At 66.2% G+C, this 22,955-nt stretch carries 25 protein-coding genes and 1 pseudogene; 8 read left to right on the top strand and 18 right to left on the bottom strand.

Annotation, left to right across the window (positions count from 1 at the left end):
- Positions 1-354 precede the first annotated feature (354 nt).
- On the bottom strand, positions 355-1,434 hold the full coding sequence (locus ABJO18_RS03645) for a GNAT family N-acetyltransferase (RefSeq protein WP_348508268.1): 1,080 nt from the start codon (positions 1,432-1,434) through the stop codon (positions 355-357).
- Positions 1,435-1,572: 138 nt separating this feature from the next.
- Here ABJO18_RS03645 and ABJO18_RS03640 point away from each other — a divergent pair, with 138 nt between their 5' ends.
- Genes ABJO18_RS03640 through ABJO18_RS03625 form a run of 4 tightly spaced genes read left to right on the top strand, consistent with a single transcriptional unit; the run spans position 1,573 to position 5,640 of the window.
- Complete coding sequence (locus ABJO18_RS03640; protein ID WP_348508267.1) at positions 1,573-3,030, top strand: polysaccharide biosynthesis C-terminal domain-containing protein; 1,458 nt, start codon at positions 1,573-1,575, stop codon at positions 3,028-3,030.
- The gene (locus ABJO18_RS03635) at positions 3,027-3,968 is read left to right on the top strand and encodes a glycosyltransferase family A protein (RefSeq protein ID WP_348508266.1); all 942 of its coding nucleotides are present in this window, start codon (positions 3,027-3,029) and stop codon (positions 3,966-3,968) included. The genes ABJO18_RS03640 and ABJO18_RS03635 overlap by 4 nt, the downstream gene beginning before the upstream one ends.
- Positions 3,965-4,732, top strand: a complete 768-nt coding sequence (locus ABJO18_RS03630) for a polysaccharide deacetylase family protein (RefSeq protein WP_348508265.1) — start codon at positions 3,965-3,967, stop codon at positions 4,730-4,732. Before ABJO18_RS03635 ends, ABJO18_RS03630 begins: the two co-directional genes overlap by 4 nt.
- A complete protein-coding gene (locus tag ABJO18_RS03625) occupies positions 4,729-5,640 on the top strand; it encodes a glycosyltransferase family 2 protein (protein WP_348508264.1) in 912 nt (303 codons plus the stop codon). The genes ABJO18_RS03630 and ABJO18_RS03625 overlap by 4 nt, the downstream gene beginning before the upstream one ends.
- Before the next feature lie 202 nt (positions 5,641-5,842).
- On the opposite strand, the gene ABJO18_RS03620 is transcribed toward ABJO18_RS03625, so the two are convergent.
- From ABJO18_RS03620 to ABJO18_RS03600, 5 genes are all read right to left on the bottom strand, one after another.
- Positions 5,843-7,087: a type II toxin-antitoxin system HipA family toxin gene (locus ABJO18_RS03620; protein WP_348508263.1), complete on the bottom strand. Its 1,245-nt coding sequence runs from the start codon at positions 7,085-7,087 to the stop codon at positions 5,843-5,845.
- Positions 7,084-7,386 carry a helix-turn-helix transcriptional regulator gene (locus ABJO18_RS03615; protein ID WP_348508262.1) on the bottom strand — a complete coding sequence of 101 codons (303 nt, stop codon included), beginning with the start codon at positions 7,384-7,386 and terminating at the stop codon, positions 7,084-7,086. The genes ABJO18_RS03620 and ABJO18_RS03615 overlap by 4 nt, the downstream gene beginning before the upstream one ends.
- Before the next feature lie 357 nt (positions 7,387-7,743).
- A complete protein-coding gene (locus ABJO18_RS03610) occupies positions 7,744-9,018 on the bottom strand; it encodes an O-antigen ligase family protein (RefSeq protein WP_348508261.1) in 1,275 nt (424 codons plus the stop codon).
- Complete coding sequence (locus ABJO18_RS03605; protein WP_348515735.1) at positions 9,015-9,647, bottom strand: hypothetical protein; 633 nt, start codon at positions 9,645-9,647, stop codon at positions 9,015-9,017. The genes ABJO18_RS03610 and ABJO18_RS03605 overlap by 4 nt, the downstream gene beginning before the upstream one ends.
- A gap of 60 nt (positions 9,648-9,707) precedes the next feature.
- The gene (locus ABJO18_RS03600; protein ID WP_348515734.1) at positions 9,708-11,213 is read right to left on the bottom strand and encodes a hypothetical protein; all 1,506 of its coding nucleotides are present in this window, start codon (positions 11,211-11,213) and stop codon (positions 9,708-9,710) included.
- An 87-nt stretch (positions 11,214-11,300) separates the two neighbouring features.
- Between ABJO18_RS03600 and ABJO18_RS03595 the strand changes: the two genes are divergently transcribed.
- On the top strand, positions 11,301-12,038 hold the full coding sequence (locus ABJO18_RS03595) for a polysaccharide biosynthesis/export family protein (protein ID WP_348508446.1): 738 nt from the start codon (positions 11,301-11,303) through the stop codon (positions 12,036-12,038).
- 317 nt (positions 12,039-12,355) lie between these two features.
- Here the strand turns inward: ABJO18_RS03595 and ABJO18_RS03590 are convergent, their stop codons facing one another.
- The 3 genes from ABJO18_RS03590 to ABJO18_RS03580 all read right to left on the bottom strand — a co-directional run bounded on the left by ABJO18_RS03590 (position 12,356) and on the right by ABJO18_RS03580 (position 15,222).
- Positions 12,356-12,628 (bottom strand): hypothetical protein, encoded by a 273-nt coding sequence (locus ABJO18_RS03590; protein ID WP_271185406.1) that lies wholly within the window; start codon positions 12,626-12,628, stop codon positions 12,356-12,358.
- Between the two features lie 165 nt (positions 12,629-12,793).
- On the bottom strand, positions 12,794-14,392 hold the full coding sequence (locus ABJO18_RS03585; RefSeq protein ID WP_348515733.1) for a hypothetical protein: 1,599 nt from the start codon (positions 14,390-14,392) through the stop codon (positions 12,794-12,796).
- A gap of 104 nt (positions 14,393-14,496) precedes the next feature.
- The gene (locus ABJO18_RS03580) at positions 14,497-15,222 is read right to left on the bottom strand and encodes a glutathione S-transferase N-terminal domain-containing protein (protein ID WP_348506813.1); all 726 of its coding nucleotides are present in this window, start codon (positions 15,220-15,222) and stop codon (positions 14,497-14,499) included.
- 158 nt (positions 15,223-15,380) lie between these two features.
- Between ABJO18_RS03580 and ABJO18_RS03575 the strand changes: the two genes are divergently transcribed.
- The gene (locus tag ABJO18_RS03575) at positions 15,381-16,337 is read left to right on the top strand and encodes a 2-oxoglutarate and iron-dependent oxygenase domain-containing protein (protein WP_348506814.1); all 957 of its coding nucleotides are present in this window, start codon (positions 15,381-15,383) and stop codon (positions 16,335-16,337) included.
- Positions 16,338-16,360: 23 nt separating this feature from the next.
- Here ABJO18_RS03575 and ABJO18_RS03570 read toward each other — a convergent pair whose 3' ends face one another.
- Genes ABJO18_RS03570 through ABJO18_RS03540 form a run of 7 tightly spaced genes read right to left on the bottom strand, consistent with a single transcriptional unit; the run spans position 16,361 to position 19,708 of the window.
- On the bottom strand, positions 16,361-16,705 hold the full coding sequence (locus ABJO18_RS03570) for a GFA family protein (protein ID WP_348506815.1): 345 nt from the start codon (positions 16,703-16,705) through the stop codon (positions 16,361-16,363).
- Between the two features lie 39 nt (positions 16,706-16,744).
- Complete coding sequence (locus ABJO18_RS03565) at positions 16,745-17,419, bottom strand: YceI family protein (protein WP_348506816.1); 675 nt, start codon at positions 17,417-17,419, stop codon at positions 16,745-16,747.
- Between the two features lie 2 nt (positions 17,420-17,421).
- On the bottom strand, positions 17,422-17,898 hold the full coding sequence (locus ABJO18_RS03560) for an SRPBCC family protein (protein WP_348506817.1): 477 nt from the start codon (positions 17,896-17,898) through the stop codon (positions 17,422-17,424).
- On the bottom strand, positions 17,895-18,386 hold the full coding sequence (locus ABJO18_RS03555; RefSeq protein ID WP_348506818.1) for an SRPBCC domain-containing protein: 492 nt from the start codon (positions 18,384-18,386) through the stop codon (positions 17,895-17,897). The genes ABJO18_RS03560 and ABJO18_RS03555 overlap by 4 nt, the downstream gene beginning before the upstream one ends.
- Positions 18,383-18,853, bottom strand: a complete 471-nt coding sequence (locus ABJO18_RS03550) for an SRPBCC domain-containing protein (protein WP_348506819.1) — start codon at positions 18,851-18,853, stop codon at positions 18,383-18,385. Before ABJO18_RS03550 ends, ABJO18_RS03555 begins: the two co-directional genes overlap by 4 nt.
- Positions 18,850-19,368: an SRPBCC family protein gene (locus ABJO18_RS03545; RefSeq protein ID WP_348506820.1), complete on the bottom strand. Its 519-nt coding sequence runs from the start codon at positions 19,366-19,368 to the stop codon at positions 18,850-18,852. Before ABJO18_RS03545 ends, ABJO18_RS03550 begins: the two co-directional genes overlap by 4 nt.
- Positions 19,352-19,708, bottom strand: a complete 357-nt coding sequence (locus ABJO18_RS03540; RefSeq protein ID WP_348506821.1) for a metalloregulator ArsR/SmtB family transcription factor — start codon at positions 19,706-19,708, stop codon at positions 19,352-19,354. Before ABJO18_RS03540 ends, ABJO18_RS03545 begins: the two co-directional genes overlap by 17 nt.
- A 410-nt stretch (positions 19,709-20,118) precedes the next feature.
- Here ABJO18_RS03540 and ABJO18_RS03535 point away from each other — a divergent pair, with 410 nt between their 5' ends.
- Positions 20,119-21,027 (top strand): hypothetical protein, encoded by a 909-nt coding sequence (locus ABJO18_RS03535; protein WP_348506822.1) that lies wholly within the window; start codon positions 20,119-20,121, stop codon positions 21,025-21,027.
- A 6-nt stretch (positions 21,028-21,033) separates the two neighbouring features.
- Here the strand turns inward: ABJO18_RS03535 and ABJO18_RS03530 are convergent, their stop codons facing one another.
- A complete protein-coding gene (locus tag ABJO18_RS03530) occupies positions 21,034-22,383 on the bottom strand; it encodes a mechanosensitive ion channel domain-containing protein (protein WP_348506823.1) in 1,350 nt (449 codons plus the stop codon).
- A 162-nt stretch (positions 22,384-22,545) separates the two neighbouring features.
- Here ABJO18_RS03530 and ABJO18_RS03525 point away from each other — a divergent pair, with 162 nt between their 5' ends.
- Positions 22,546-22,818, top strand: coding sequence for a hypothetical protein (locus ABJO18_RS03525; protein ID WP_348506824.1), 273 nt, complete (start codon positions 22,546-22,548; stop codon positions 22,816-22,818).
- On the opposite strand, the pseudogene ABJO18_RS03520 reads toward ABJO18_RS03525, so the two are convergent.
- A pseudogene (locus tag ABJO18_RS03520) lies at positions 22,815-22,955 on the bottom strand (IS5/IS1182 family transposase); the annotation flags it as partial. The gene ABJO18_RS03525 and the pseudogene ABJO18_RS03520 sit on opposite strands and share 4 nt — an antisense overlap.

The raw sequence follows: 22,955 nt of genomic DNA, 5'->3' as shown, positions 1-22,955 counted from the left end.
CTGCGCCCGCTCGATACAGACGGCCAATACGCCCTCTGCTTCGGAGCCATAACCATCAAAACCATCAACCTCAACACACCGAAAATGTGTTAGCCATGTCCCCGAACAGGTGTCAGCCATGTCCCCGGGCTGAACAACAGGGCCGGGGAAAGTTGTGGATGGTTTTGCCGCACACTCGAGTTTCCCCGGAGACGCCACCTCCCCGCTTTCCCCGGAGGAGCGAAGCGAATTTCGGGGCCCGGTTGAGGTTGCCAGGCGAGCTCCGAATGCGAGACTGGGTGGCCAGGCATGCCTCTTCATGCCAGGCCCCGGCACAAGGCCGGGGGAAGTGGTGTTGTTGGGGAAATGTGGTGATTACACCCCGTAAAAACCCGTCAGCCGGTTCAGCTTGCGCATGGCTTTCCCCGTCAGGCGCGAAACCGTTCCGGTGCGTTCCGGATGGGCCCAGTCGGAGGTGTCCAGCACGGCCTTGCGGGCGGCGCGGGCCCAGCCGGCCGGCGCGCAATAGCCGCCGGCGAGGCCGACCTGGTAGGTGGCCAGATCCTTCTTGAAGGCGAACTGGCCGGGGCCGAGATCGACGCCCGACTGGCCGGCTTCTGCGGCGCGGCGGGCGCTTTCCACCATCAGCACGAGGCCCGGGCTGATCGCACCGAGATCGCGGTCATAGGCGGGGAACCAGTATTGCACCAGCCGCTCGCTTGCCATGCCGACATGGACGGCGGCGAACCTGCCGTCGATTTCCAGGCTTGAGCACACGCCCCAAAACGTATCGCTGCGCCGGCGCAGCACCGCTTCGAGCAGTCTGCGGGTCCAGGCGACCGAGAAGACGTCGAACACGCCGCTCTCGGAGTATTGCGCGCGCTTCCAGGCCAGCATCTGCGCCATGGCTTCGGGACGCGTGTCGTGCATGGTGAAGCGATGGCCGCCCTCGGCCTCTTCCAGACGGCGGAACCGCGTGCGGATATTGCGCACGATCTTGGAATTGATCGAGCGGCGGTTCTCGTGCCAGGCGTCGAACCCGTCCGAGACATCGATGATCCAGCCGCCATCATAGCCCAGCGTGTGCGGCCGGAAGGCCGGCTGGCTGGCAAGCGCGCTGTGGAACAGGAAGATCGGGATGCCCGCGCCCTTCAGCCAGGCCATCAGGTCGACCGGGCGGCCCGGCTCGCCGATCACGCCATGCACATCGCCCAGCGGTCCGGCCAGCGGCCGCGCAAAGCCGAACTTGCCCGTGTGCAGCGGCAGGAAGCCCACCGGCACGCCGTTCTCGCGCACCGTGACCACCCGCGTATCGTCGCGCACTTCCTCGCAGCATTCGGCAAAGTCGAGCGCGAAATACGGGCTGGCCAGCGCCGCGTCATTTGCAACGAATTCGGCCCAGGCCTCGCGCTCGTCGGCGGCGAGATCACTGGGTTTTTTCAGTGCCACATCCATGGTGATGAGCCTGCGTCATTGTCCCCGCTGCAACACTAGGTCGAACCCCTTATCAGGACATGAAGATTCCTGATGCCGGTCGCCTCCTGCGCGGCATCGCGCTTGCATGGTTCGCCTCAAGGGCGAGTGGAGCGTTTCATGCTTGGACGGTATCTTCTGGGTTATCTGCCGGTACAGGCCGCACAGGGTCTTGTGGGCTTTGGCAGCGTCGCCGTCTTCACGCGGCTGATGGCGCCGGAAGATTATGGCAGCTACGCCCTGGCGCTGGCCGCCATGTCCTTGACCCACATCCTGATTTTCACCTGGCTGGAAGCCGCTGTCGCGCGATTTCATGCGCGCGCAGAGCGCCGCGGCCGGATGCGCGAACACCTGATGACGGCCTATGCCGTCTATGCCCTGATCGCGCTGGTCGCGGGCACGGCGCTGATCGGCCTGGTCCAGATCCTGCCGCTGGACGAACGGCTCAAAACGGCACTCAGCTTCGCGGTCGTCGCGCTCCTCCTGCGCGCCGCGATGCAGATCGGTATGGAGACCCACCGCGCCCAGGGCGATGTGCGCCGTTTCTCCGCCCTGGAAGCGAGCTATCTCATGCTCGGCTTCATGATCGGTGTCGGCCTGATCCTGACGACGGATCTCGGTGCGGCCGGCATTTTCATCGGCCTGGCCGTCGCCGCCGGCGTGATGCTGGTCTTCGACCTGCCGGTGATGCTGAACCGTTCCCGCGGCGGCAAGCGCCAGAGCGTGCGCGTTGCGGCCTATGCCGCCTACGGCCTGCCGGTGACGCTGTCGCTGATCTTCGAACACCTGCTCTCGGTGGGCGACCGTTTCCTGATCGCCGGCTTTCTCGGCCAGGGCGCGGTGGGCATGTATGCCGCCGGCTACGGTCTCGCCGACCGGCTGCTGGACATCATCTTCATCTGGTTCGGCGCCGCCGTGTGGCCGATGACGATCCGCGCCCTGGAGCAGGACGGCAAGGCCGCCGCCCAGGCCGTCGCGGGACAGGCCGCCGGACTGATGGGCCTGATCGCCTTCCCCGCCGCTGCCGGGCTCGCCCTGGTCGCCCAGCCGCTGACCAGCGTTCTGGTCGGCGAGGCACTGCGCGAGGAAGCCGCCCGCATCCTGCCCTGGATCGCCCTGTCGGGCCTGATGAACGGCATGATGACCTATTATTTCCACGAGGCCTTCACCCTCACCCGCCGCACCGGCGTGATGGCGGCGATCATGAGCGCTTCGGCGATCCTCAATCTGGGTCTCAACCTCGTCTTCATCCCGGCTTTCGGCCTGACCGGCGCCGCGCTGGCGACGGTACTGGTCTATGCGCTGGCGCTGGTGGTGTGCGTGGTGACGGGCCGCAGGCATTTCGCCCTGCCCCTGCCCTGGGCCGAATGGATCAAGGCCGGCAGCGCCACCGCGATCATGGCAGCCGCCGTGCTGGCCGTGCCCGGACTGCCCGAAGCCTGGCAGACGCTGGCGGCAAAAGCCCTAACCGGCGCAGTCGTTTACGCGATTTCAGCTTATGTGTTCGATATTGCCGGATGCCGGCAATGGCTGCGCGATGCCCGCGCGCTGATCAAGCCGGCGGGGGCGACGACATGACCATGATGGCCGACACTTCCCTGCGCGAATATGCCAATGCGGCGAGCCAGGACGCCGAACGGATCTCCATGTCCGTGCTGGTGCCCTTCTATGGCGACAATCCGGGCGGGCTGGTGCGGGCGCTGGAAGAGCAGGCCGCCGGCGATGTCGAGATCGTGCTCTATGATGACGGCGAGCCCGACCGCGAGCTCAATGCCGCGCTGTCCCTGCTGCTCGCCAGCCTGGAAACCCCGGCGCGCCTTTTGACCTCGACCCGCAATCGCGGCCGCTCGGAAGGCCGCAACCTGCTGGCGGCACAGGCCCGCGGCGACTGGCTGGTCTTTCTCGATGCCGACATGCGTCCCGGCGGGCCGGCCTTCCTGCAGACCTATCGCACCCTGGCCGCCCGCGGCGGGTTCGACGCCGCCTATGGCGGTCACGCCACCGACTGGCCGTCCGAGCGAGAACTGGAACTGCACGCCGCCCTCACCCGCGCCAGCGAGGAGCATGGTGCCGAGGAACGCAATGCCACCGGCCCGACCGCCTTCTGCTCGTCCAACATCCTGGTGCGCGCCGATGTGATGCGCGCCGTGCCCTTCGATACCGGTTTCACCGGCTGGGGGTTCGAGGATGTCGACTGGGCGGTCATGGCGGCGCGCGAGTTCACCCTCGTGCATGTCGACAATCCGGCCTGGCATGGCGGCCTGCAATCGCCGGCGGCGCTGCTGGCGAAATTCCGGGCCGGCGCGGTCAATTACCGCCGCCTGCTCGACCGTCATCCCGAACTGGCCGGACTGCCCGGCGCCCGTGCCGCACGCGCCCTGGCCCGCATTCCCGGCCAGGCCGCCCTGCGCGGCATCTGGTCGACGATCACCCGCAGCCCTGTCCTGCCGATGAAGCTGCGCACCACGGCGCTGAAACTGTGGCGCGCCAGCTGGACCGCGGAGGCCCTGTCATGAACGCCCCCTACACGCCCGGCTCCGGCCTCGGCGCCGCCCTGAACCGCCGCTGGGTCCGCCTTGCGGCCCGCCAGCCGATGCGGATCGATCTCGACCACGCCATCGTCACCTTCACCTTCGACGATTTCCCCAAATCGGCCGCCACCACGGGCGCCGCCCTGCTGGAACGCCATGGCTGGCGCGGCACCTATTACGCCTCGGCCGGCTATGCCGGCGGCGAGACCCATCACGGCGCCATGTTCGATGCCGGCGATCTCGCCCGGCTGACCGCCGACGGTCACGAGATCGCCTGCCACACCTATGGCCATCTCGACGCGTCCGCCGTTTCCGACCGCGCCCTTGTCGCCGATGTCGAGCGCAATGCCCGCGCCCTGGCGGCGATGGGCCACGAAGCCGAGATCACATCCTTTGCCTTCGCCTATGGCGAGGCGACGCCGGCCGCCAAGCTGGCTCTTGGCGACCGTTTCACCACGCTGCGCGGCATCCGCGCCGGCATCAATCGCGGCACGGTGGATCGCGGCCTGCTCGCCTCCGTCCCGCTGGACGGCGGCGAGGCCGGCATTGCCCGCGCCATCGAGGCCGCCGGCACGCTGCCGGATCATCCCGGCTGGCTGATCTACTACGCCCACGACATCCAGGACGCGCCGACGCAATGGGGCTGCACCCCGGCCCAGTTCGAACGGGTGTGCGAGGCGGTCGAGGCGTCCGGCGCCCAGGTCATGACCATGGCCGAAGCCGCGCGTCAGATGGGGAGAAAATCATGAGTGTGTCCGTCATCATCCCGACCTTCCGCCGGCCCGAAGGCCTGCGGCACGCCGTGGAAAGCGTTCTGGCCCAGTCGCGCCAGCCCGACCAGCTGGTCATCGTCGACAATGATCCGGCCGGGAGCGCCGCGCGGGTCGCCGCGACCGCGAAAGCCATCGCACGCTGTGACGTGGTCTATATCCACGAGCCGCAGCCGGGTGTGTCGAATGCCCGCAATGCCGGCTTTGCCGCCGCGACCGGCCGCTATATCGCCTTCCTCGACGATGACGAGATCGCCTCGGTCGGCTGGCTGGAAGCCCTGCTCGACACCGCCCGCACGCTCGACGCCAGCGTCGTGTTCGGCCCGCTGCGCGGCGAGGCGCTCGACGTCTCCGGCATCCGCGCCGACCTGGCACACCGGCTCTATTCGCGCATCGGCCCGGCGCAGGACTGCCGCCTGGACAAGCCGTTCGGCTGCGGCAATTCCCTGATCGACCGTGACGCGTTCGAGATTGCCGACCGGCCCTTCGATCCGCGCATGAATGCCTCGGGCGGCGAGGATGATGTCTTCTTCGCACTCCTGGCCCGCCAGGGCGCCCGCTTCGCCTGGTCGGCCAGGGCTGTCGGCACCGAAACCGTCGATGCCACCCGCACCGGCTGGCGCTATTTGCTGGCGCGCTCCTTCGCCTTCGGACAGGGCGCGACCCAATCCTGCAGCCGCGGCGGGCGCATGAACTGGCCGGGCATCGTGTTCTGGATGGGTGTGGGCCTTGCCCAGACGCTGGTCTACGGCTCGCTCGCCGGCCTCACCAGCCTCGCCATGCCCCGCCGCGCCGCCGAATTCCTCGACCGCTGCGTCCAGGGCGCCGGCAAATTCCTCTGGATCGAAGCCTTCGAACCGCGCTTTTACGGCCAGGTCGAGGGGTAGGCGCTGGGCCGCGTCCCCCACTCTCCCCACTTCCCCCACACTCTCCCGCTTTCCCCGGATTTATTCCGGGGCCCGGTTGAGTTTCCGCAGAAGCGCTGAAACCCGGAGCAAGCCCGTCTCCTGATGCCGGGCCCCGGCACAAGGCCGGGGAAAATGGTGTGTGTTGTTGGGGGAACCCGGCACACGCAACCAACTTTCCCGCCTAGACCCGCACGGCCGCCAGCCCGTCTGTAATCCGTGTGCGTGATGCCCGGGAGACACCGGCATCCGCCGCAAACCGCGCCCAGTCTGCAGCTGCTGCGCTGACTTCATCGATCACGCCGCGCGCGCCGGCCGCATCCAGATCGGCTTCGGCGCCGAGGCGGACAAGCGTCTCCCGGCCGATATCGCGGCCATGTCCCAGAACACTGGTCGAATGCTCCCCGCCCGGCCCGTCCGTGAACACCAGGTCATACGCCGGGGCGAGGCTCCAGCGCCCGTCGCGGTCCATCAGGAAGCTGAACTGTTTGGCGTGATCGTCACGATTGCGGGCCAGCACATTGAACACGGCCAGCCGGTACATGGCGATTGCCTCGCGCCGGTCGCGGGTGACGGCGCGCGCCAGGCGGATCAGCTCGCGATAATCCAGCGCCGGCAGGCGGAAATCGGAATACAGAAGGCCGCACGCCGAGTGCACGTGCAGACGCGCATCGCCCTCCCGGTCGAAACGCCGCGTGGCGAAATAGCGGGCCTCGCCCGGGCCTTCGATCAGGCGCACATCGGGCATGATCACACCAGCCGCCCGGGCCATGAGCGCATAGGCGTATTCGATGGCCGCGATATCGGCCGGATCGTCCCGGCCGGGAAATTTCACCAGATAGCCGTCATACCCTTCGGGGATCGCATCGGACCCGTGCCGGGCCTCGCCTGCCGCATTCAGCGCAATCAGCGCCTTGGGCCGCGCGCCCGCCGGTGAACCGCCGACCTGGCCGAGCGCGGCAATCACCGCCCCCGCCTCGCCCGCCAGAACCCGCGCTGCATCCGCCGCCAGGCGATCGAGATCGAGCGCCCCTTCGGCGCCATCCCAGACATCCATGGCCGGCGTATAGGTCAGCGCGCCGATCCCGCGGCGCCCGACACAGGCCAGTCGATCCAGCGGTGTCAGCTGCGACGGCTCGAAACCCAGCTGCCGTGCGCGCCGGTCGACCAGCAGCCGTCCCCACCCGTCCGGCAGGCTGTCGGCAAACATGCCATGCAGCCCTTCAAAGACGTCCCGCTTCCAGGCGGTTTCCAACCCGGGGCCGGCCTGGTGATGCAGCGGCGACAATTGCAGGTCCGACGCGAGAAAATCCGGCGCATATTCCAGCCAGGCCTGACCGTCGCGATAGGCCAGCCGCCCGACCCGCATGGCTGTGCGGTCATCCCATTGCAGCGTGACCTCAAGCGGCGTTCCCGGCGCGATCTTCACGTGCGCCGTCCCCGCTGCGGCCGCCGCGGCGGCTCCAGCACATCGCGCAATGATCCATAGCGCTGGCGTTCGGCCAGCAACCCGTCCAGCGCGGCTTCATCGCCCAGCGCCATGGCGAGCCGGATGAAGGAGACGAAGGCGATCTCGCCCGTGCGTTCGAACTTGCGCAGCGTGGCCACCGGAACCCCGCTGCGCGCCGCCAGACCGTCCTGCGTCAGGTCCGCATCAAGCCGCCGCGCCCGAAGCCGCTGCCCAAGCGTTGCCGACACTTCCTGAGGCGTTGAGAGCTTAAATGACATTATAGTATCGATTACTGAGGTAATTCCGGCATATCTGATATCATAATATCACTTGCTTGGCGAGCATTTCTTCCGGTTTGCTTTCCGTGCCCTGCCACTTCCCCCGGAGGAGCCCTCTCTCGCTTCCCCCGGAGGAGCGAAGCGAATTCCGGGGTCCGGTTGAGCGTATCCCTGTCATCCCGGATGGATGCCCCGCGCAGGCGGGGCGCAAGTCCGGGACCTATAGCCACGGTGAATATCCAGCTATCGCAAACACCAAGCCTGCTACTGTCTAACAGCGAGCGTATAGGTCCCGGCCCTGCGGCCTGCCTTTGCAGGCCGTCCGGCCGGGATGACAAATCGTCTTGAACTGCCCCCCTACCGCGAGCCCTGCGCGAGTTTCGCGGCGCCCGCCGTGAACAGGATCCAGCTGAGCGAGTTCTGGTTCATCAGATTGCTTTCCGAGATCGAGGCGAGGCCCATGATGGCGAACTGGGCGAGGACCCAGTAGGTCTCGGGGCGTTCCGAAAAGATCGTGCCGGCGGCGCGGATCAGCGAGCGCAGATAGACGGTCAGCATCAGCACGACGCCGGGAATGCCCAGCGCCAGCGCGATTTCCAAAAGGCCGTTATGGGCCGTCGGCACCGGCCAGCTCGTGCCGGCGCGGACCCAGTAGACCGGCCCGTTCTCCACCGTCCAGAAGGCGCGATAGCCATAGCCGGTCCAGGGACGGCGCCAGACTTCCTCGATCAGGATGGCCCAGATATCGGTCCGGCCGGTCAGCGTGGCGTCGCGGCCGAGCATTTCCAGGAATTCCACCGGCGCGATCAGCAAGATCATGCCCAGCATGATGCCGCCCGTCAGTCCCAGGAAGAGCACCAGGGTGGCAAAGCCGAAACCCTGGCGGCAGGCCATGATGCCGATCGCCCCGCCCGTGCCCAGCGTCCAGGAAAGAAGCGCCGTCTTCGAGGTTGAAAGCAGGACCAGCGCCGTGCACAGCAAGGCCATGCCGGCCCAGATCCAGCGGCGGCCGGGATCGGCGCGCAGCGCCGCATAGGCACTCACCGCGCCCAGCGCCATCATGCCGCCCAGCGTGTTCTTCTCCCAGAACACGCCCTTCCAGGCGCCGGCATGGACCGCATGGTCGATACCGATCGAGGGCACGGCGATGGCCATCACCGCACTCGACACGGCAATCAGGCCGAAGGCCGAGGCGATCAGCAGGATCATCTCGCGCCAGCTCCAGCGCGAGGCCATCCAGAAGCCGAACAGGGTCGACATGATCAGGGCGAAGGAGCGGCGCAGCGTCGTGTCCGGGTCGATCGACCAGATCACCGAGACGGCCGTCAGCGAGACCAGGCCCAGAAGCAGGACATTATTGGCCAGCGTGCCCAGCACGGCGCCGGGCCGCAGGGCGCACAGCGCCAGGGTGAGCGCATAGACCGGCAGCCAGATCAGCCGCAGGATGGCCGAGCTTTCCGGATCGGCCGGATCGGCAAAGACCGGCCCGATCAGCGCGGTCGAGAAAAGATAGAGGCAGAGAACCGTCGCCGAGCCTTCAAGGGCCCGGAAAAAGGAAAAGCCCGGCGCATGGCGCCAGGCCGAGATCAGCGCCGGTTCCGGTGCGATATCGCGGGCCGGTGCCAGGCTCATGCCGCGCTCCGGGCCTGCCCGTCCGCGCGGTTGACGATGATGCCGGCAACCACGCCGCCGCGAGCCTCGATCGCCTGGCGCCGGGCCATGATGCCATCGGTGCGCGACAGGCGCGCATCGGCCACCAGGATCACCCCGTCCAGATCGCCCACCAGCGACAGCGGCGCGCGGCTGTTGCCCGGCGCGTCGATGATCGCCAGATCGATCGAGCGGCGCACGGCTTTCCAGTACTCCGGCGCGGGGCCGAGAATGACCTGTTTCACCGTGTCGCGGCGGGCCTGCATCTGGGTGACAAATAGATTGGGCGCCACCGACTCGCGGGCGACGATCCGGGCCGGCGCGTCACCGGGCTCGATCCGCCAGAACGGGTCGCGGCCGAAACGGGCATCGAAGACCGGTCCCTGCACCCGCGCGGCCTCGGCCTGGGTGTTGCCGGCAAAATCGAGATCATAGAGCCAGACACCGCGGTGCGAGCGGCGGGCGGCCAGGCGCGCCAGTTCGCGTGCCACCGTCGAGGCCCCGGCGCCGCGGCTGGCGCCCATCACCATCAGCACACGCCCTTCACCGCCGGGCCGGGCAATCGGCTCGAGCTGGTCGATCAGGGTGGAGAGGTCCTGGGTGAGATTCATGACGGGCCCGGAATCATTCGTGTCGGACCGAATTTGCCCGCCGCGTGGTTAACGTCCCGCTTACGCCGAGCGATCGGCGATGCGCGCCAGCACGGGCAGACCGCCATAGGGGTCGTTCGCCGGCTCGGGCACATCCTGCGGCCGGCCTGTTTCGCGCGGACGGCGCAGGGCACCGGCGGCGACATAGGTGCGCCAATAGCCGCGCAGCAGGCCGAGGAACATCGCCACGCCCATCGCCAGAACGGCCGAGGCAACCAGCGCCAGCTTCTTCATCGACGAGCCTTCCAGCGGCGGCGAGGCGCGGTCGATCACGCGTACCGCATCGGCCGCACCAACGGCCGGGGCCCGGCGCGATTCGGCGGTGGCTTCCAGCGCGGCAATGGCGGCAGCCGCCTCTTCGGCGGCGGCGACATTCTGGGCCAGGCGCGTGTACTCGGTTTCCAGGCCGCGCAGGCGTTCGACATCGCTGCGCACATCGCGCAATTGCGTTTCCAGCGACGAGGCCAGAACGGCCTGGGAGCGGGCATCCGCCTCGCGGCGGGCCAGTTCCGATTCCAGTTCCTGGCGCACCGGATTGGCACCGGAGCGGCGCTGGCCGTCGCTGGCAGCCGCACCGCTGGCGACAAAGGCTTCCAGGGCCGCAATCTCGCGCTCCACCGCCGTCACCGCCGGCGCGCCCGGCTGATAACGCGACAGAAGGCTGGCGCGTTCGGCGCGCAGGTCGAGCAGGCGTCCGGAAACACCGTTCTCGACATAAAGCTCGATCTGCTCGGGGATCTGGTCGAGACGCTGGCGCAGCGCCGCGGCACCGGCCTGGGCCGCGTCGCGGTCGGCCCGGGCACCGTTCAAACGTTCGGCGAGATTGCCGACGAGCGTCTGCGAGGTCTGTTGTTCGGTGTCGAAATTCGACAGGCCGTGCTCGTCCAGGAAAGCATCCAGCGCGGCGCGCGTTTCCAGCACCGCCACATTGGCTTGCTGGCGGCGCACGCCCAGACCGGTCACACCGGTCTCGATCAGCACTTCCTCGCGATAGGCCAGATAGGCATCGACGATCGCATTGAGGATCAGCGCGGCGCGTTCCGGATCATCGCTTTCGAAACTGGCATTGAGGGCCGAGGAGTTCGGTTCGCGCGACACACCGAAACCGCCGCGCAGCACTTTCATCGCCGCGCCGGTGGCATCGCCATCGACCGCCTCGCCCAGCACGGTTTCCGCGCCCAGTGTGTCCAGCGCGATCCGGCGCACCGCTTCGGAACTCAACAGCTCGCTTTCCGACTGCATGACCTGGTTCAGCATGAAACCGTCGCCCCAGCCGGCCGCGGCGGGCGTCGGGTCTTCGTTCAGCAGAACCAGGAAGCGCGATTCGGCGGTATAGCTGGTCTTCAGCGTCAGCATCGCACCCGCGACGCCCAGGGCGAAGATCACCGCGAAAACGATGGCGATGAAGCCGCGCTCGGCCCAGGCCAGGGCCACCACGTCGAACAGGTCCAGCTCCCGGCGGCCGGAAGCCGCGGAACCGCCGGCCGGGGCCGGCTGGGGACCGGAAAAGTGGGACGCGCGAGTCATGCGTGCATATGAGACGGATTGCGCTTAAAAATTTGTTATCCAACGCGGCCGAATATCCGCTCCGGACACGCTTGCGGAGAGTATTTCATGCGCGCGATCAAGACCGGCCTCTGCCTGGCGGCCCTGATGACCCTGCCCGGGCTTGCCGGCTGCGCCAGCCATGGCGCCGATACCGCGCCGGCCGCAGCCTGGGGCGAACCGCGCTTTGCGGCCTGGCAGGAGACCGATCCGGCCTACCGTTTCTATCCCGGCGACAGTTTCGAAGTGATCGTGCATTCCGCACCGGAACTCTCGCGCACGGTCGAGATCGGCCCGGACGGGCGCGTCGCCCTGCCCCTGATTTCCGACCTGATGGTCGCCGGCCGCACCGATCGCGAGATCGGCGACACGATCGCCCGCGCCTATGCGCAGAACGTGCTGGTCAATCCGATGGTGGAAGTGCGCCGCGCCGGCCTGGGTCCGCAGAACATCATTGTCGGCGGCGAAGTGAATGCGCCGGGCCTCGTCGAGATGACCGGTCCGATCGGGGCGCTGGAAGCGGTGATGCTGGCGGGCGGTTTCCAGAATACGGCCGCGCGCGGAGATGTCGTCGTGCTGCGGCGTGCGCCCGGCGGCGACATGATGATGCGCACGGTGAACCTGCACGACGCGCTGCGGGCGCGCCAGGGCGCCGACAATATCCAGATCCGGCGTCACGACATCATCTTCGTGCCGCGCTCGACCGTCGCCGAGGTCAATCTCTTCGTGGAACAGTATGTGATGGGGATCGTCCCGCTCGACCAGGCGATGAGCTTCGCGATCGCCGACGCGATCACAAACAACTGATCCGCGGCTTTCACGCCGCCTGAATGTCGGGAGAGCGGAGCCATAGCGGCGCCGCTATTGCGTCTCGAGCGATCACAAACGGCCAGACGTCCGGCGAGCACCGGCCAAGGTGGCAGATGTCACTCAGTGTCGCACGAATGTCGCACCAATGTCGCGCTTATGAGGCCGTTACGGGTCAGCAAAGTCACCGCTACGCACCGCTTTCGCAGCACGCTAGACGGAAACACACGCTCCGCCGGGCGCAGGACTGCGATCACCCTGCCGGCGAGTATATCATACCCGCCGGCGGCGTGGACAGTCTGGTGCGGATTGCCGGCCTAGTGGCGGGTCGAGAGCCACTCGCGCGCAGCACGCTGGGCCGCGGCGACTTCGATGGTCGACATCTGGTCGGAGATTTCCTGACGATAATACTTCGCCGGCTCCGAGCCCATCAGGGCCGCCAGATTGAACCATTTGTGAGCTTCGACATAATCGATCTCGCCGCCCTGTCCCGTGGAATACAGGATGCCGAGCTTGCAGAGATCCTCGCCGGTCGGGTCGGCGAAAGCTGCCTGGTGGGCCTGGGCCGTTTCTACGTCCGTGAAAGCCATGGGTCTTCTTCCCTTTTTACAACACGCGGGCGCGGCCTTTCTTGGCGTGTCACCCGCTTCACCATCCTGTCCGAATGCCTTCGAACATGAGGCGACTTTGCGCAAAGAGGATTGCTTTAAGGTTAAGGGAAATCAGGAAAAATACGCCTTAAATACTTACGCGCGTTAGGTTTTCCTACCAAGCGTTAAACGCGACATCCACGCATCGGCAAGGTTTGTACGCGCCCCCAGGCGGATTCTGCGAGGGGTCCACAGCCGCACCAGGGTTAACAGCACCACGACAGCTGCGGAGATCAGGGCAAGCATGGCGTTGCGTTTCAGACGGTCCTGGTCCGCACTCTCGACAACCGGTTCAAGCATCACCGGCTCCGCCGCGGTCAGAGCCGCCTCGCCCAGCAATTCCCGCACAGCCAGCGCCCGGTCCGCCGCCATGTCCACCAGCCCGCGCAGGCGCCGCACATCATCCGGTCCTGCCAGACCGTCCAGCAGCCGGACCGCAACAGCCGGCGAGGTCTGCGCCCGGATCGCCGCGATATCGCTCAGCATTTGCGAAAGCGCTACGGCCCCGTCCAGGGTGCGCGTGTCGATCTGGCCGCGCAGCAGCAGGGCTGTCTGGTCCGGCGCAGCAAAGGCGATATCCGCCCGCAGGCCCGTCGCGCCCAGCGCCGTGAGCGCCTCGTCGGACGAAAGCATTCTAGCAAGATCGGCTGCAAGGGCAGTCCGGAAATCTTCCCTCAGCCGCCCTGCCCGGCCGGCCGCCTGCAGGATTTCCGCTCCCGACATCGCAACACTCGGCGAGACCTGCAGCTGGACCAGTCCGGCCTCGATCGCCGCCAGTGCGAATGAAAGCGTATCGGCCGGCGCATCCGGAATGATGGCCGCATCACAACCCTCGAAGGCCGCCGCACGGTGCGCACAAGCCTGGATGACAAAGTGCCGCACGCCGCCATAGAGCCGCGTATCTCCGGCCGCATTCTCCGCAACCAGGCCCGGCAGGCTGCGCATTTCGAACTCGCCCCGGGCGCGCCCCCGGAAGAAGGCCTCAGCGCTGGTATCGGCGATCGACCAGAGAAAAAGCGCCCGGTCATAGCGCTGGCGCAGGCGCTCGGGCGCCAGGACAAGCTCCGGCGGCTCCAGCCCGGCCGACCGCCCCGCAACCATCCGCTCGGCAAGAGCGCGGTCCATCAGGGTCTGGCGTTCCCAGGGCGGGCCGGCGCGCAATTGCGCATCCAATGCAGCGGCGTCGCCATCGCCGGCAAGATGCTCCAGCGCCAGACGGTCACGGCCGATCAGATCGGGGCCCAGCGCCGCCCAGGCGCGGAAGCGGTCGATATCCGCCCGCCGGCGCCGGTCTCCATCGAGGGCGGCATCGAGCCGGTCTTCCCAGAATGCCCGCGGATCCAGGCCGGCCGGCACCGCAGACGCGATCATGACGGACAGACGGCCTGAGGCGCTTTCCGCCGGCACTGGCGGATCGAGATCGCCGCGGCCGATCAGCCACTGTCCGCCAAACCAGCCCGCTGCCAGAAGGGAGAGGATCAGCCAGACCGGCTGGAAACCCTTGTAGAGGGCCCGCCAGAGCAGCCACACGACCAGTCCCGGCGGCGAGGCTTCCCAGGGCGACTGGGTCTCCTCGCGCCAGGTCTCCGCGCGTTCGCGCCGGGTCGCCTCGGCATGCGTCAAGCCGCTGCGCCAATAGGCTTCAGCGTCCGGCCGCCTGCGCGGCTCCGCACGATCCGTATCCGCATGGACGGTCTCCGCCATGACGCCCCCTTGATCCCGGCTGCAATCTTCCGGTTCAGGGCGAGCCTGGCAAGGCCTTGCACGTCAGACGCGAGAAATCGCCAGGCTGGCGGTGCAGGATGCGATCAGGGCTTCGCGGTCTGGCCGAACAGGACGGCACGCGCCTTCTTCATCTGTTCGCTGTCATCGGCCAGATTGCTGCGCAGATCATTGCCGACGGCCCGGCCCGCCTTCACGGCCGGACGCGCACCGACGCGCTCGACCCAGGCTTTCAGCTTCGGGAAGTCGTCGAGATTCTGGCCCTGGCCTTCCGGCAGAATCCACGGCCAGATCGCCATGTCGGCAATCGAGTACTCGCCGGCGACATAGTCGCGCCCGTCCGACAGGGCCCGCTCCAGAACGCCGTAAAGCCGGTTCACCTCATTGGTATAGCGCTGCTTGCCGTATTCCAGCTTGCTCTCGTCCGGCTCGATCTTCTGGGCATAGGAGCGGAAATGATGAGCCTGTCCGGCCATCGGACCGAGACCGCCCATCTGCCAGAACAGCCATTGCTCGACCTCGACACGGGCACGCTCGTCAGCGGGATAGAACTGGCCGGTCTTGCGGCCGAGATACTGCAGGATGGCCGCACTCTCGAAAACGGAGATCGGCTGGCCGCCCGGTCCGTCCGGATCGACGATCGCCGGCATGCGGTTATTGGGGCTGATCTTCAGGAAGGCCGGCTCGAACTGCTCGCCCACACCGATATTCACCGGTTTGAGCTCGTAGGGCAGTCCCATCTCCTCAAGCGCGATGGACACTTTCCACCCGTTCGGCGTGGGCCAGTAATAGAGTTCGATCGGGGCCGTCATGGCGCTCTCCTCAGAAAATCCGGTCCTTGCCAGATTGGCCCCCGTCTCATCCCGTTCAAGGGGATGCTGCAATCACGGCCGCGTGTGCGACCTTCGGGCGCTTGGCAGGACACGGCCAAAGCCGTATCTGTCGGCGCGAACAGACAACAGGCCGAACCATGCCCGATCAAGATCTTCTGTCCCGCTTCCCGCCGGTCTCGATGACCCTGCTGGAGACCGACAAGGCACGCTTTGCCCGCGAACTGGGCCGCAGCTTCCGGGAATACGGTTTCGCCGCCATTTCCGACCACGGCCTGGACGAGGCCCTGATCGCCGGCGCCTATGCCAAGGCCGCCGAATTCTTCGCCCTGCCGGAAGCCACCAAGATGAAATACTTCGTCGAGGGCGGTGGCGGTGCGCGCGGCTATACGCCCTTCGGCAAGGAAATCGCCAAGGACGCCAAGCATGTCGACCTGAAGGAATTCTGGCATGTCGGCCGCGACCTGCCCGCCGGTCACCCCTATGAAGCCGACATGGCGCCGAACCTCGTCCCAGGCGAGATTGCCGGCTGGCAGGAGACGGTGCACGGCCTCTACGCCGCCTTCGACGCGATGGGTGTGAAAGTGCTGCGCGCCATCGCGCTCGATCTGGGCCTGGAAGAAACCTTCTTCGACGACACGGTGAAGGACGGCAATTCGGTGATGCGCCTGCTTCACTATCCGCCGGTGACCGGCGATCCGGGCGGCTCGATCCGCGCGGAAGCCCATGGCGATATCAACACCATCACCCTGCTCCTGGGCGCCGAAGAGCCGGGCCTGCAGGTCAAGACGCGCTCGGGCGAATGGGTCGACATGAACCCGCCGCCGGGCTGCCTGGTGGTGAATATGGGCGACATGCTGGCCCGTTCGACGAATGACATCCTGCCCTCGACCCAGCACCGGGTGATCAATCCGGCCGGCGCGCGCACGGAATTCTCGCGCTATTCCCTGCCCTTCTTCCTGCACTACCGGCCGGACTACATGATCGAGACCCTGCCCGGCTGTTCCGGGCCGGACAATCCGGACAAGTATCCCGAACCGATCCGCGCCAACGATTATCTCAACCAGCGCCTGCGCGAGATCGGTCTTTTGAAATAGCGACCTGCAGCGACGGGGCAGGCCTAGAGGCTCGCCCCGTCGAACGCTTCGATCTTGATCGCATCGAGGTCGATATCGGCACAGCGCAGATTCACCGCGACCATCGCCTCGCCACCCGGCCCGGTGCCCTCGCCGAAGGGGGCGCAGCCGCATGTCTTGCAGAACTGGTGACGGATATTGTGGCTGCCGAAGGTGTAGACCGCGATATCGTCACGCGAGCCCTCGAGCGCGAACCGGTCGGGCGTGGAGAAGGCCAGCAGATAGCCCTTGCGGCGGCAGATCGAGCAATTGCACGCCATCGCCCCGGCCGGATCCTCGTCCAGCGTATAGCGGATACTCCCGCAATGGCAGCTTCCCGTGATCGACATGATGCGCTCCGTTCCTGTTTTGTACCGGATCGCACTTTGTCATTCCTCCGCCGCTCCGGCAAGCGCCGGACCGAGCAGTTCGGCCTCGATGTTCACCGTCACCCGGTCGGCCACGCCGAACGAGGAGCCTTCGGCCGGGATGCCGTAGACAAGGCCGAACGCGGAACGGTCGAATGCGGCTGTGGCGGAAAACCCGATGCGGGCCTGCGGGTCGTAGGGCACCATGCCGGCATAACCGCCATTATAGGTGACATCGAGTGTCAGCGGCTGCTCGATGCCCATCAGCGAGAGCGTGCCGGCCACCTGTGCCGTGTTCTCCCCGGTCAACGTCACATCGCTCGATACGAAGCGGATAACCGGATGGTTCTCGACATCGAGCCATTGCGCACCGGTCAGTTGGGCGTCGAAGTCCACATCGTCGCGCGGATAATGGGTTTCCAGCGAAGCCGGATCGATCTCGGCCGTCACGGACATGTCCTCGGGGGCCGCCGGATCGAACTCCATCTGGATATCGAATTCGGTGAAGCGGACGGGATATCTGGAAAAGCCCATATGGTTCACATGCACGATGATGCTGGCATGGAGCGTATCCAGCCGGTACGTCCCCGCAGGCGGCGGGCTCTCGGACGGCGGCACGGAATCCTGGGAGATGGCCGGAGCCACCGGCGACAGGGCCAGCATGGCCCCGGCAATAGCTGGGATAGCACGTCTCATACTCAATGAACCTTCTCGTCTGTCGGCTGAAGTTCCAGCGCCAGTTGTTCCAGCTGCCAGGCGACACCCTCGCGGCGCGGACCGGCATTGTCGAGACCGTCGAGGAAGGCGTCCTGCTCGACATAGGTCAGCATGGTGCCGTCCTTGTCCGCCTCGAACGTGACCGTCGCCAGCGAGACCGAGATCGGTGTGCCATCCATCGTCATGCGATAGGCCAGGATGATCCGCGCACCCTCTTCGATGTCGTGGATCACGGCATCATAGGTGAAACGTCCGCCGTCCGGCGCCCGCCCGGAGGCGCTTTCCAGGCCGCCGACGCGGAAGTCGAGCGCGTGCTCGATGTCAGTGAAGCCTTCGGTCTCGGCGAACCAGCGGCGTTTGGCAGCCGGCTCCGCCCAGGCGGCAAAGACCGTGCGCGGTGGAAACTCATAGCGCCGGCTGAGCGTGAACGTGTCGTGGTCGACGCGGCGGTCGGTCATGCAATATCTCCCCTGAAGGGTTTGGTGTCGGGTTTCTCCACCCACACGCCCAGATGCGAGGCCAGAGCGGCGAGCAGGGTTTTCCAGCCCTCGCGCGTGGTTTCTTCGTAGGCCGCCCATTGTTCGGGCAGTTCCTGGACCAGCGTGATCCGGCAGCCCGTGTTTTCCGGCAGAATGGTGACAGTCACCCGCCCGCCATCCGCCGGATCAAGATCGGCGCTTTCACCTGCAATGAAGCGGAAGATGAGCCGGTGTGGCCGATCGATCTCGATATATTCGCCGATATGATAGGTATCGCCACCTTCGCGACGGTCGACGATTACAAAGCGTCCGCCAGGCCGGGCATCGATGTCACAGCGCACGACGGTTGAGTCGGACAGGGTGAACAGCCAGTGGCGGGCATGGTCCGGGTCCAGCCAGGCAGCAAAGACATCATCCGGATCGGCTTCCAGATGGCGCTCTGCGGTCACGGTGAGTTGGTCTGTCATGGGATGGTCTCCCGCGTCAGGTGCGAAACAAGATTTTCCAGCAAGGCGCCCCATCCTTCGCGATAGCCCGCGAAGATGTCCGAACCGGTCTCCGCCGCGATCTGCAGCGTCAGCCGCATGCGGGCACCGGCCCCGTCGGGGTCGATCTCGACCGTTGCCAGCGCGGAGGACAGGTTGCGGCCTGCAAGGCTGACGGTCTCGGACATGATGATGCGGCGGTCCGGCACAATGTCCTGGTAGACGACCACCGCCTCATAGGCGTTGGCATCGCCATCAGCCCAGCAGCGGCTGATATCGCAACCGCCGACCCGGAAATCGTCCGCGTCATAGACGAGGTGAAGATGATCCGCCGGCTTTTGCCACTGTGTCCGCCCTTCCACGTCCTTCCAGGCCGCGAATATCTGCGCCGGTGTGGCGTCGTAGCGCCGCTCCAGGGTGAAGCGTTCATGGGTGATCCGGCCGGTCATCTGGCATCTGCCTTCATCGCCGTCACGGTCTCGACGAGCTGTTCGATCACGGTGCCCCAGCCATCATGGAAGCCCATGGCTTCATGGCGTTCGCGGGACGCCCTGTCCGGGTGCAACACCGTGGCGATATAATGCGTTCCCGCACCGTCCGGCCTGAATTCGATCCCGGCGGTCATGTGAATGCCGCCGCAATGCTCGGCATCGCCGGCCGGCCGGTAGCCCGGCAGCAGCGCGCTGGTCCAGGCAATCCAGGCTTTCGGTTCGACCGCGACAAAGATGCCGGCATTGTCGAAGCGTTCGCCTTCGGGCGATTGCATCACGGTGCGGAACATGCCGCCCGGACGCAGGTCCATCTCGATTTCCGGCGTCGTCCAGGGACGCGGCACCCACCATTGTTTCAGGCGTTCCGGATCGGTCCAGGCCGACCAGACCAGATCCACGGGCGCATCGATACGGCGATCGATGGCCAGATCGGTTTCGGGATTGAAGCGGGCCCAGTCACGTTTGCGGGTCATCGGGGTTTTCCTTTGCAGCCATGTCCCTGAGATAGGCGTCGAGCCGGTCGAGCCGGGTCTCCCAAAGCGCTTTCTGCTTCGACAGCCAGTCCTGTGCCTCGGTCAGACGCGCGGTCTCCAGCCGGCATGTCCTCACCCGTCCGGTCTTCTGCGTGCGGATCAGCCCGCCCGTCTCCAGCACTTTGAGGTGCTGCATCAGGGACGGCAGAGCCATGTCGAAGGGTTCGGCAAGCTCGGACACCGAGGCCGGCCCCTCGATAAGACGGGCGATAACGGCCCGGCGGGTCGGGTCCGCCAGGGCGTGAAAGGTGGAATCGAGATGCGTCTGATAGTTAGGCATGCACCTAGGTATTCAGCACCGAGCCGTGTCGTCAACCTAAAACTTATGCATTCGCCTAACTTTCAACCAACCCGTTGATCAGAAACGAGAACAGCGTGTGACTTCGCGCTTGCGATATTACTCGCCTCGATAATTTCCATAGTTTCAATTGATTATCTTTCGCACGCAGGCGGGCATAATCTGGGATCAGCGGCAAGACGCAACGGATCTGACCGGTTTTGCGCCGGCGGCGAGCCATTTCGGACTGACCCGGCCCGCCGCCACTCAGCAAACTGAAGGACGCGGACCTTCCGTCCGCGTCCTCTTTTTGCCAGTTTTTGCCAGAACTCGCAGAGTGTGATCGCGCGCACGCTCCGCCGCCCCTCCCCCGGTGGATAGTGATCGCCCATTCGACTGCCAGGGAGGACGTCATGGCCACGCTCGAATGCCGGCTGATCAATGCCTCGATCGCCTGTTATGCGATCAAGGGCGGGACTCTCGATCCTGCCAATCCCAATCTCGCAAAGCTCGGCCTGAAGCCGGGCACCAAGCCCACCGTCTTCGTGAACGGCCCCGAGCACATCAATGCCGGCTTTGTCGCGGAAACGGCGGACGACTGGGTCGTCCTCGCCCTGCGCGGCACGCTGCCGCCCTTCAAGGGGGATTTGTGGGCGTGGATCCGAGATTGGCTGCAGGATTTCGAAGCTGGCCCGACGGACTGGACAATTGGCGGACGCGTCTTCGGTCGCGTGGAGACCGGCTTTGCCACCGGCATGCTCAGCATCTGGCCCATGGCCAAGGCCGCGATCGACGCCATCGACCTGACCGGCAAGCGCGGCATTCTGGTTACCGGCCACTCCAAGGGCGCCGCGATGACCTTCCTGGCGACGTCGCTGGTCAAGTCCGAACACCCCCACATGCTGGTGCAGAATTGCTGCTTCGCCGCGCCGATGACCTGCGATGCGACCTTCCAGAGCAATTATGACGCGCTGGGCCTGCGCCCCTTCACCGTACGCTACCAGAATGAGTACGACATCGTGCCCTACCTGCCCTGGTGGCCGGCCCTGACGCTGGCCGCCAGCGCCGAGCGTCACGAGCGCGGCGAAGCGGTGCAGATGGCGCCGGAAGCCTGGCCGGAGCCCGGCAATGCGGCATCGGACAATCTCTACAAGCCGGTCGGCATCCTGCGCTATATCGGGCCCAGCTGTCAGATCGAATATGGCAGCAAGGCCGAGAATGACGCCTGGGCCGCGCTCTGGCAGGCGATCGATGCAGGCAAAGTCCGCGAAATCGCAGAGGCGCACTCCGCGTCCGGCCGCTATTGCACCTGCATCTGCTGAGGCCGGTCAGGTGTCGGACGGTTTGGGCATTTCCTTCACGTGGACATCCATCTGCGGGAAGGGGAATTCGATGCCGTTTTCGTGGAAGCTCTTCCAGATCGCCATGTAGACCTCGCTGCGCACATTGGAGAGCCCGTTCTGCGGGTCGGAAATCCAGAAGCGCAGGTCGAAATTGACCGAGCTGTCGCCGAACTCCATCAGATTGCAGACGGGCGTCTTGTCCGGCACGACGCGGTCTACGGTCTGGGCGGCGGCGATGGCGAGCTGCTGCACCTTCTCCATATCGACAGTCCCGTAGGACACGCCGAAGGGGGCGTGCTGGCGCACCACCCGGTCGGACTTGGACCAGTTGATCACGCCATTGGCGATGAAGTGCTCGTTCGGGATGAGGTGTTCGGTGCCGTCGCGCGTGCGCATCGAGACATAGCGCGACTGCATCCCCGTCACCCAGCCGAACTGGCCGTCGACCTCCAGCGCATCGCCCGGCTTGATCGACTTGTCGGCCAGCAGCGTGAAACCGGCGGCGAAGTTCGCCACCGTCTTTTGCAGGCCCAGGCCGACACCGATACCGACGGCACCGGAGAAGATCGCCAGCGTGGCCAGGTTGAAGCCGGTCAGCTGCAGCGCGATCAGCAGCGCCACGATCGGCAGGACAAAGCCCAGGACCTTGGCAATCAGCGCGCGCAGGGCCGGCGAGATCTCTTCGGCGCGCTCCAGCTGGGTATTGATCGCCCGGCCGGCAAAGGAGGCCGCCCAGAACAGCACGCCGAAATAGATCAGCGTGCGCAGCACGTCGAACAGGGAGAGATCGACAGGATCGCCCTCCTCCGTCTCGCCCAGCGGGATGGCCAGCGCCTGCAGTTGCATCACGACATCGTCGAGCAGGCCGAACACGTCGAGCGCGGCAACCGGCCAGGCGATGTAGAAGGCGACCTGCGACCAGAAACGCGAGCGGATGATCAGCGTCACGGCGCGGATCACCAGCCAGGCGGTCATCAGGCTCATCGCCGCATCGATCAGATGGAAGGGCCGGTCGACCGCCCCCAGCACGACGCGTTCGACCGCCAGTACCGCCAGCAGCGCCAGCGGTGTCGCCAGTGCGATCGCCGCCGTCAGCAGCCGCCGCGCGAGCCCCGTGCGAATCAGTTCGCGCGTATGCGCCTCGACCAGGTGACGCAGCCGCGGCCCGAAGATCAGCGCCGGGATGAAGGCCGCCGCCACCAGTCCGATCTGGATCGCGATATTGATGTCCAGCAGGGTTTCCTGGAGCCAGGTCAGGATTTCGCCGAACCGGCCCTGCATCGCTTCGAGCGGCAGGAGTTCGTCGAGAGCGGAATCATCCTGCGAAGTGCGCATTGGGGCTCCAGCAATCCGGTCTGGCAAAACGGGCGAAGTCAGACAGTTAGCACGAGACGGCCGCGCGGCACCAGAGCCGGCTCGACACCGGCGGCGGAACCGCAACGCATGACATGCGTTGCAGTGTGTCAAAGGAGGGCCGGACCGATCGCCAGAACGGATTTGCACACAACATACACGGCACCCAGCCCTGCTGTTTCCGGGCCGGAATGGATCGCCCTGCTCAATCTGGGCGCCTTTCTGGCCGTGAGCGTCTCGATCCTGACCGGTCTGTGGACACCGTCCCTGCCGGTCGCCGGGGCGCTGGCCGCCGGCGAACTGGTTCTTGCCCTCGCTGCGGTCGCCTGGCTGATCGCAACGCCCTCGGCCGAGGACAGCCGCGCCGCCCGGCTGGTGGCCCGCTACGCGCCCGGCTGGACGCCGCTTCTGCACTAGGCCGCGGACTCAATTGTGCGCATCCAGATCCTTGCTGAAGCGAGAGCGATTGCGGCGAGGAAGTTGGCGGCATGCTTGTCGAAGCGCGTTGCGATCCGCCTGAACTGCTTGAGTTTGCAGAAGAAACGTTCGACTAG

This window comes from Maricaulis sp. (assembly GCF_039978735.1).
Lineage (GTDB): Bacteria > Pseudomonadota > Alphaproteobacteria > Caulobacterales > Maricaulaceae > Maricaulis.
Note: the sequence above shows the minus strand (reverse complement) of the source record. Positions and strands in the feature narration are given on the sequence as shown.

Excerpts from the sequence above, each read along its gene's own strand:
- ABJO18_RS03645 (WP_348508268.1), bottom strand. The coding sequence starts at position 1,434 with ATGGATGTGGCACTGAAAAAACCCAGTGATCTCGCCGCCGACGAGCGC.
- ABJO18_RS03640 (WP_348508267.1), top strand. The coding sequence starts at position 1,573 with ATGCTTGGACGGTATCTTCTGGGTTATCTGCCGGTACAGGCCGCACAG.
- ABJO18_RS03635 (WP_348508266.1), top strand. The coding sequence starts at position 3,027 with ATGACCATGATGGCCGACACTTCCCTGCGCGAATATGCCAATGCGGCG.
- ABJO18_RS03630 (WP_348508265.1), top strand. The coding sequence starts at position 3,965 with ATGAACGCCCCCTACACGCCCGGCTCCGGCCTCGGCGCCGCCCTGAAC.
- ABJO18_RS03625 (WP_348508264.1), top strand. The coding sequence starts at position 4,729 with ATGAGTGTGTCCGTCATCATCCCGACCTTCCGCCGGCCCGAAGGCCTG.
- ABJO18_RS03615 (WP_348508262.1), bottom strand. The coding sequence starts at position 7,386 with ATGTCATTTAAGCTCTCAACGCCTCAGGAAGTGTCGGCAACGCTTGGG.
- ABJO18_RS03610 (WP_348508261.1), bottom strand. The coding sequence starts at position 9,018 with ATGAGCCTGGCACCGGCCCGCGATATCGCACCGGAACCGGCGCTGATC.
- ABJO18_RS03605 (WP_348515735.1), bottom strand. The coding sequence starts at position 9,647 with ATGAATCTCACCCAGGACCTCTCCACCCTGATCGACCAGCTCGAGCCG.
- ABJO18_RS03600 (WP_348515734.1), bottom strand. The coding sequence starts at position 11,213 with ATGACTCGCGCGTCCCACTTTTCCGGTCCCCAGCCGGCCCCGGCCGGC.
- ABJO18_RS03595 (WP_348508446.1), top strand. The coding sequence starts at position 11,301 with ATGCGCGCGATCAAGACCGGCCTCTGCCTGGCGGCCCTGATGACCCTG.
- ABJO18_RS03590 (WP_271185406.1), bottom strand. The coding sequence starts at position 12,628 with ATGGCTTTCACGGACGTAGAAACGGCCCAGGCCCACCAGGCAGCTTTC.
- ABJO18_RS03585 (WP_348515733.1), bottom strand. The coding sequence starts at position 14,392 with ATGGCGGAGACCGTCCATGCGGATACGGATCGTGCGGAGCCGCGCAGG.
- ABJO18_RS03580 (WP_348506813.1), bottom strand. The coding sequence starts at position 15,222 with ATGACGGCCCCGATCGAACTCTATTACTGGCCCACGCCGAACGGGTGG.
- ABJO18_RS03575 (WP_348506814.1), top strand. The coding sequence starts at position 15,381 with ATGCCCGATCAAGATCTTCTGTCCCGCTTCCCGCCGGTCTCGATGACC.
- ABJO18_RS03570 (WP_348506815.1), bottom strand. The coding sequence starts at position 16,705 with ATGTCGATCACGGGAAGCTGCCATTGCGGGAGTATCCGCTATACGCTG.
- ABJO18_RS03565 (WP_348506816.1), bottom strand. The coding sequence starts at position 17,419 with ATGAGACGTGCTATCCCAGCTATTGCCGGGGCCATGCTGGCCCTGTCG.
- ABJO18_RS03560 (WP_348506817.1), bottom strand. The coding sequence starts at position 17,898 with ATGACCGACCGCCGCGTCGACCACGACACGTTCACGCTCAGCCGGCGC.
- ABJO18_RS03555 (WP_348506818.1), bottom strand. The coding sequence starts at position 18,386 with ATGACAGACCAACTCACCGTGACCGCAGAGCGCCATCTGGAAGCCGAT.
- ABJO18_RS03550 (WP_348506819.1), bottom strand. The coding sequence starts at position 18,853 with ATGACCGGCCGGATCACCCATGAACGCTTCACCCTGGAGCGGCGCTAC.
- ABJO18_RS03545 (WP_348506820.1), bottom strand. The coding sequence starts at position 19,368 with ATGACCCGCAAACGTGACTGGGCCCGCTTCAATCCCGAAACCGATCTG.
- ABJO18_RS03540 (WP_348506821.1), bottom strand. The coding sequence starts at position 19,708 with ATGCCTAACTATCAGACGCATCTCGATTCCACCTTTCACGCCCTGGCG.
- ABJO18_RS03535 (WP_348506822.1), top strand. The coding sequence starts at position 20,119 with ATGGCCACGCTCGAATGCCGGCTGATCAATGCCTCGATCGCCTGTTAT.
- ABJO18_RS03530 (WP_348506823.1), bottom strand. The coding sequence starts at position 22,383 with ATGCGCACTTCGCAGGATGATTCCGCTCTCGACGAACTCCTGCCGCTC.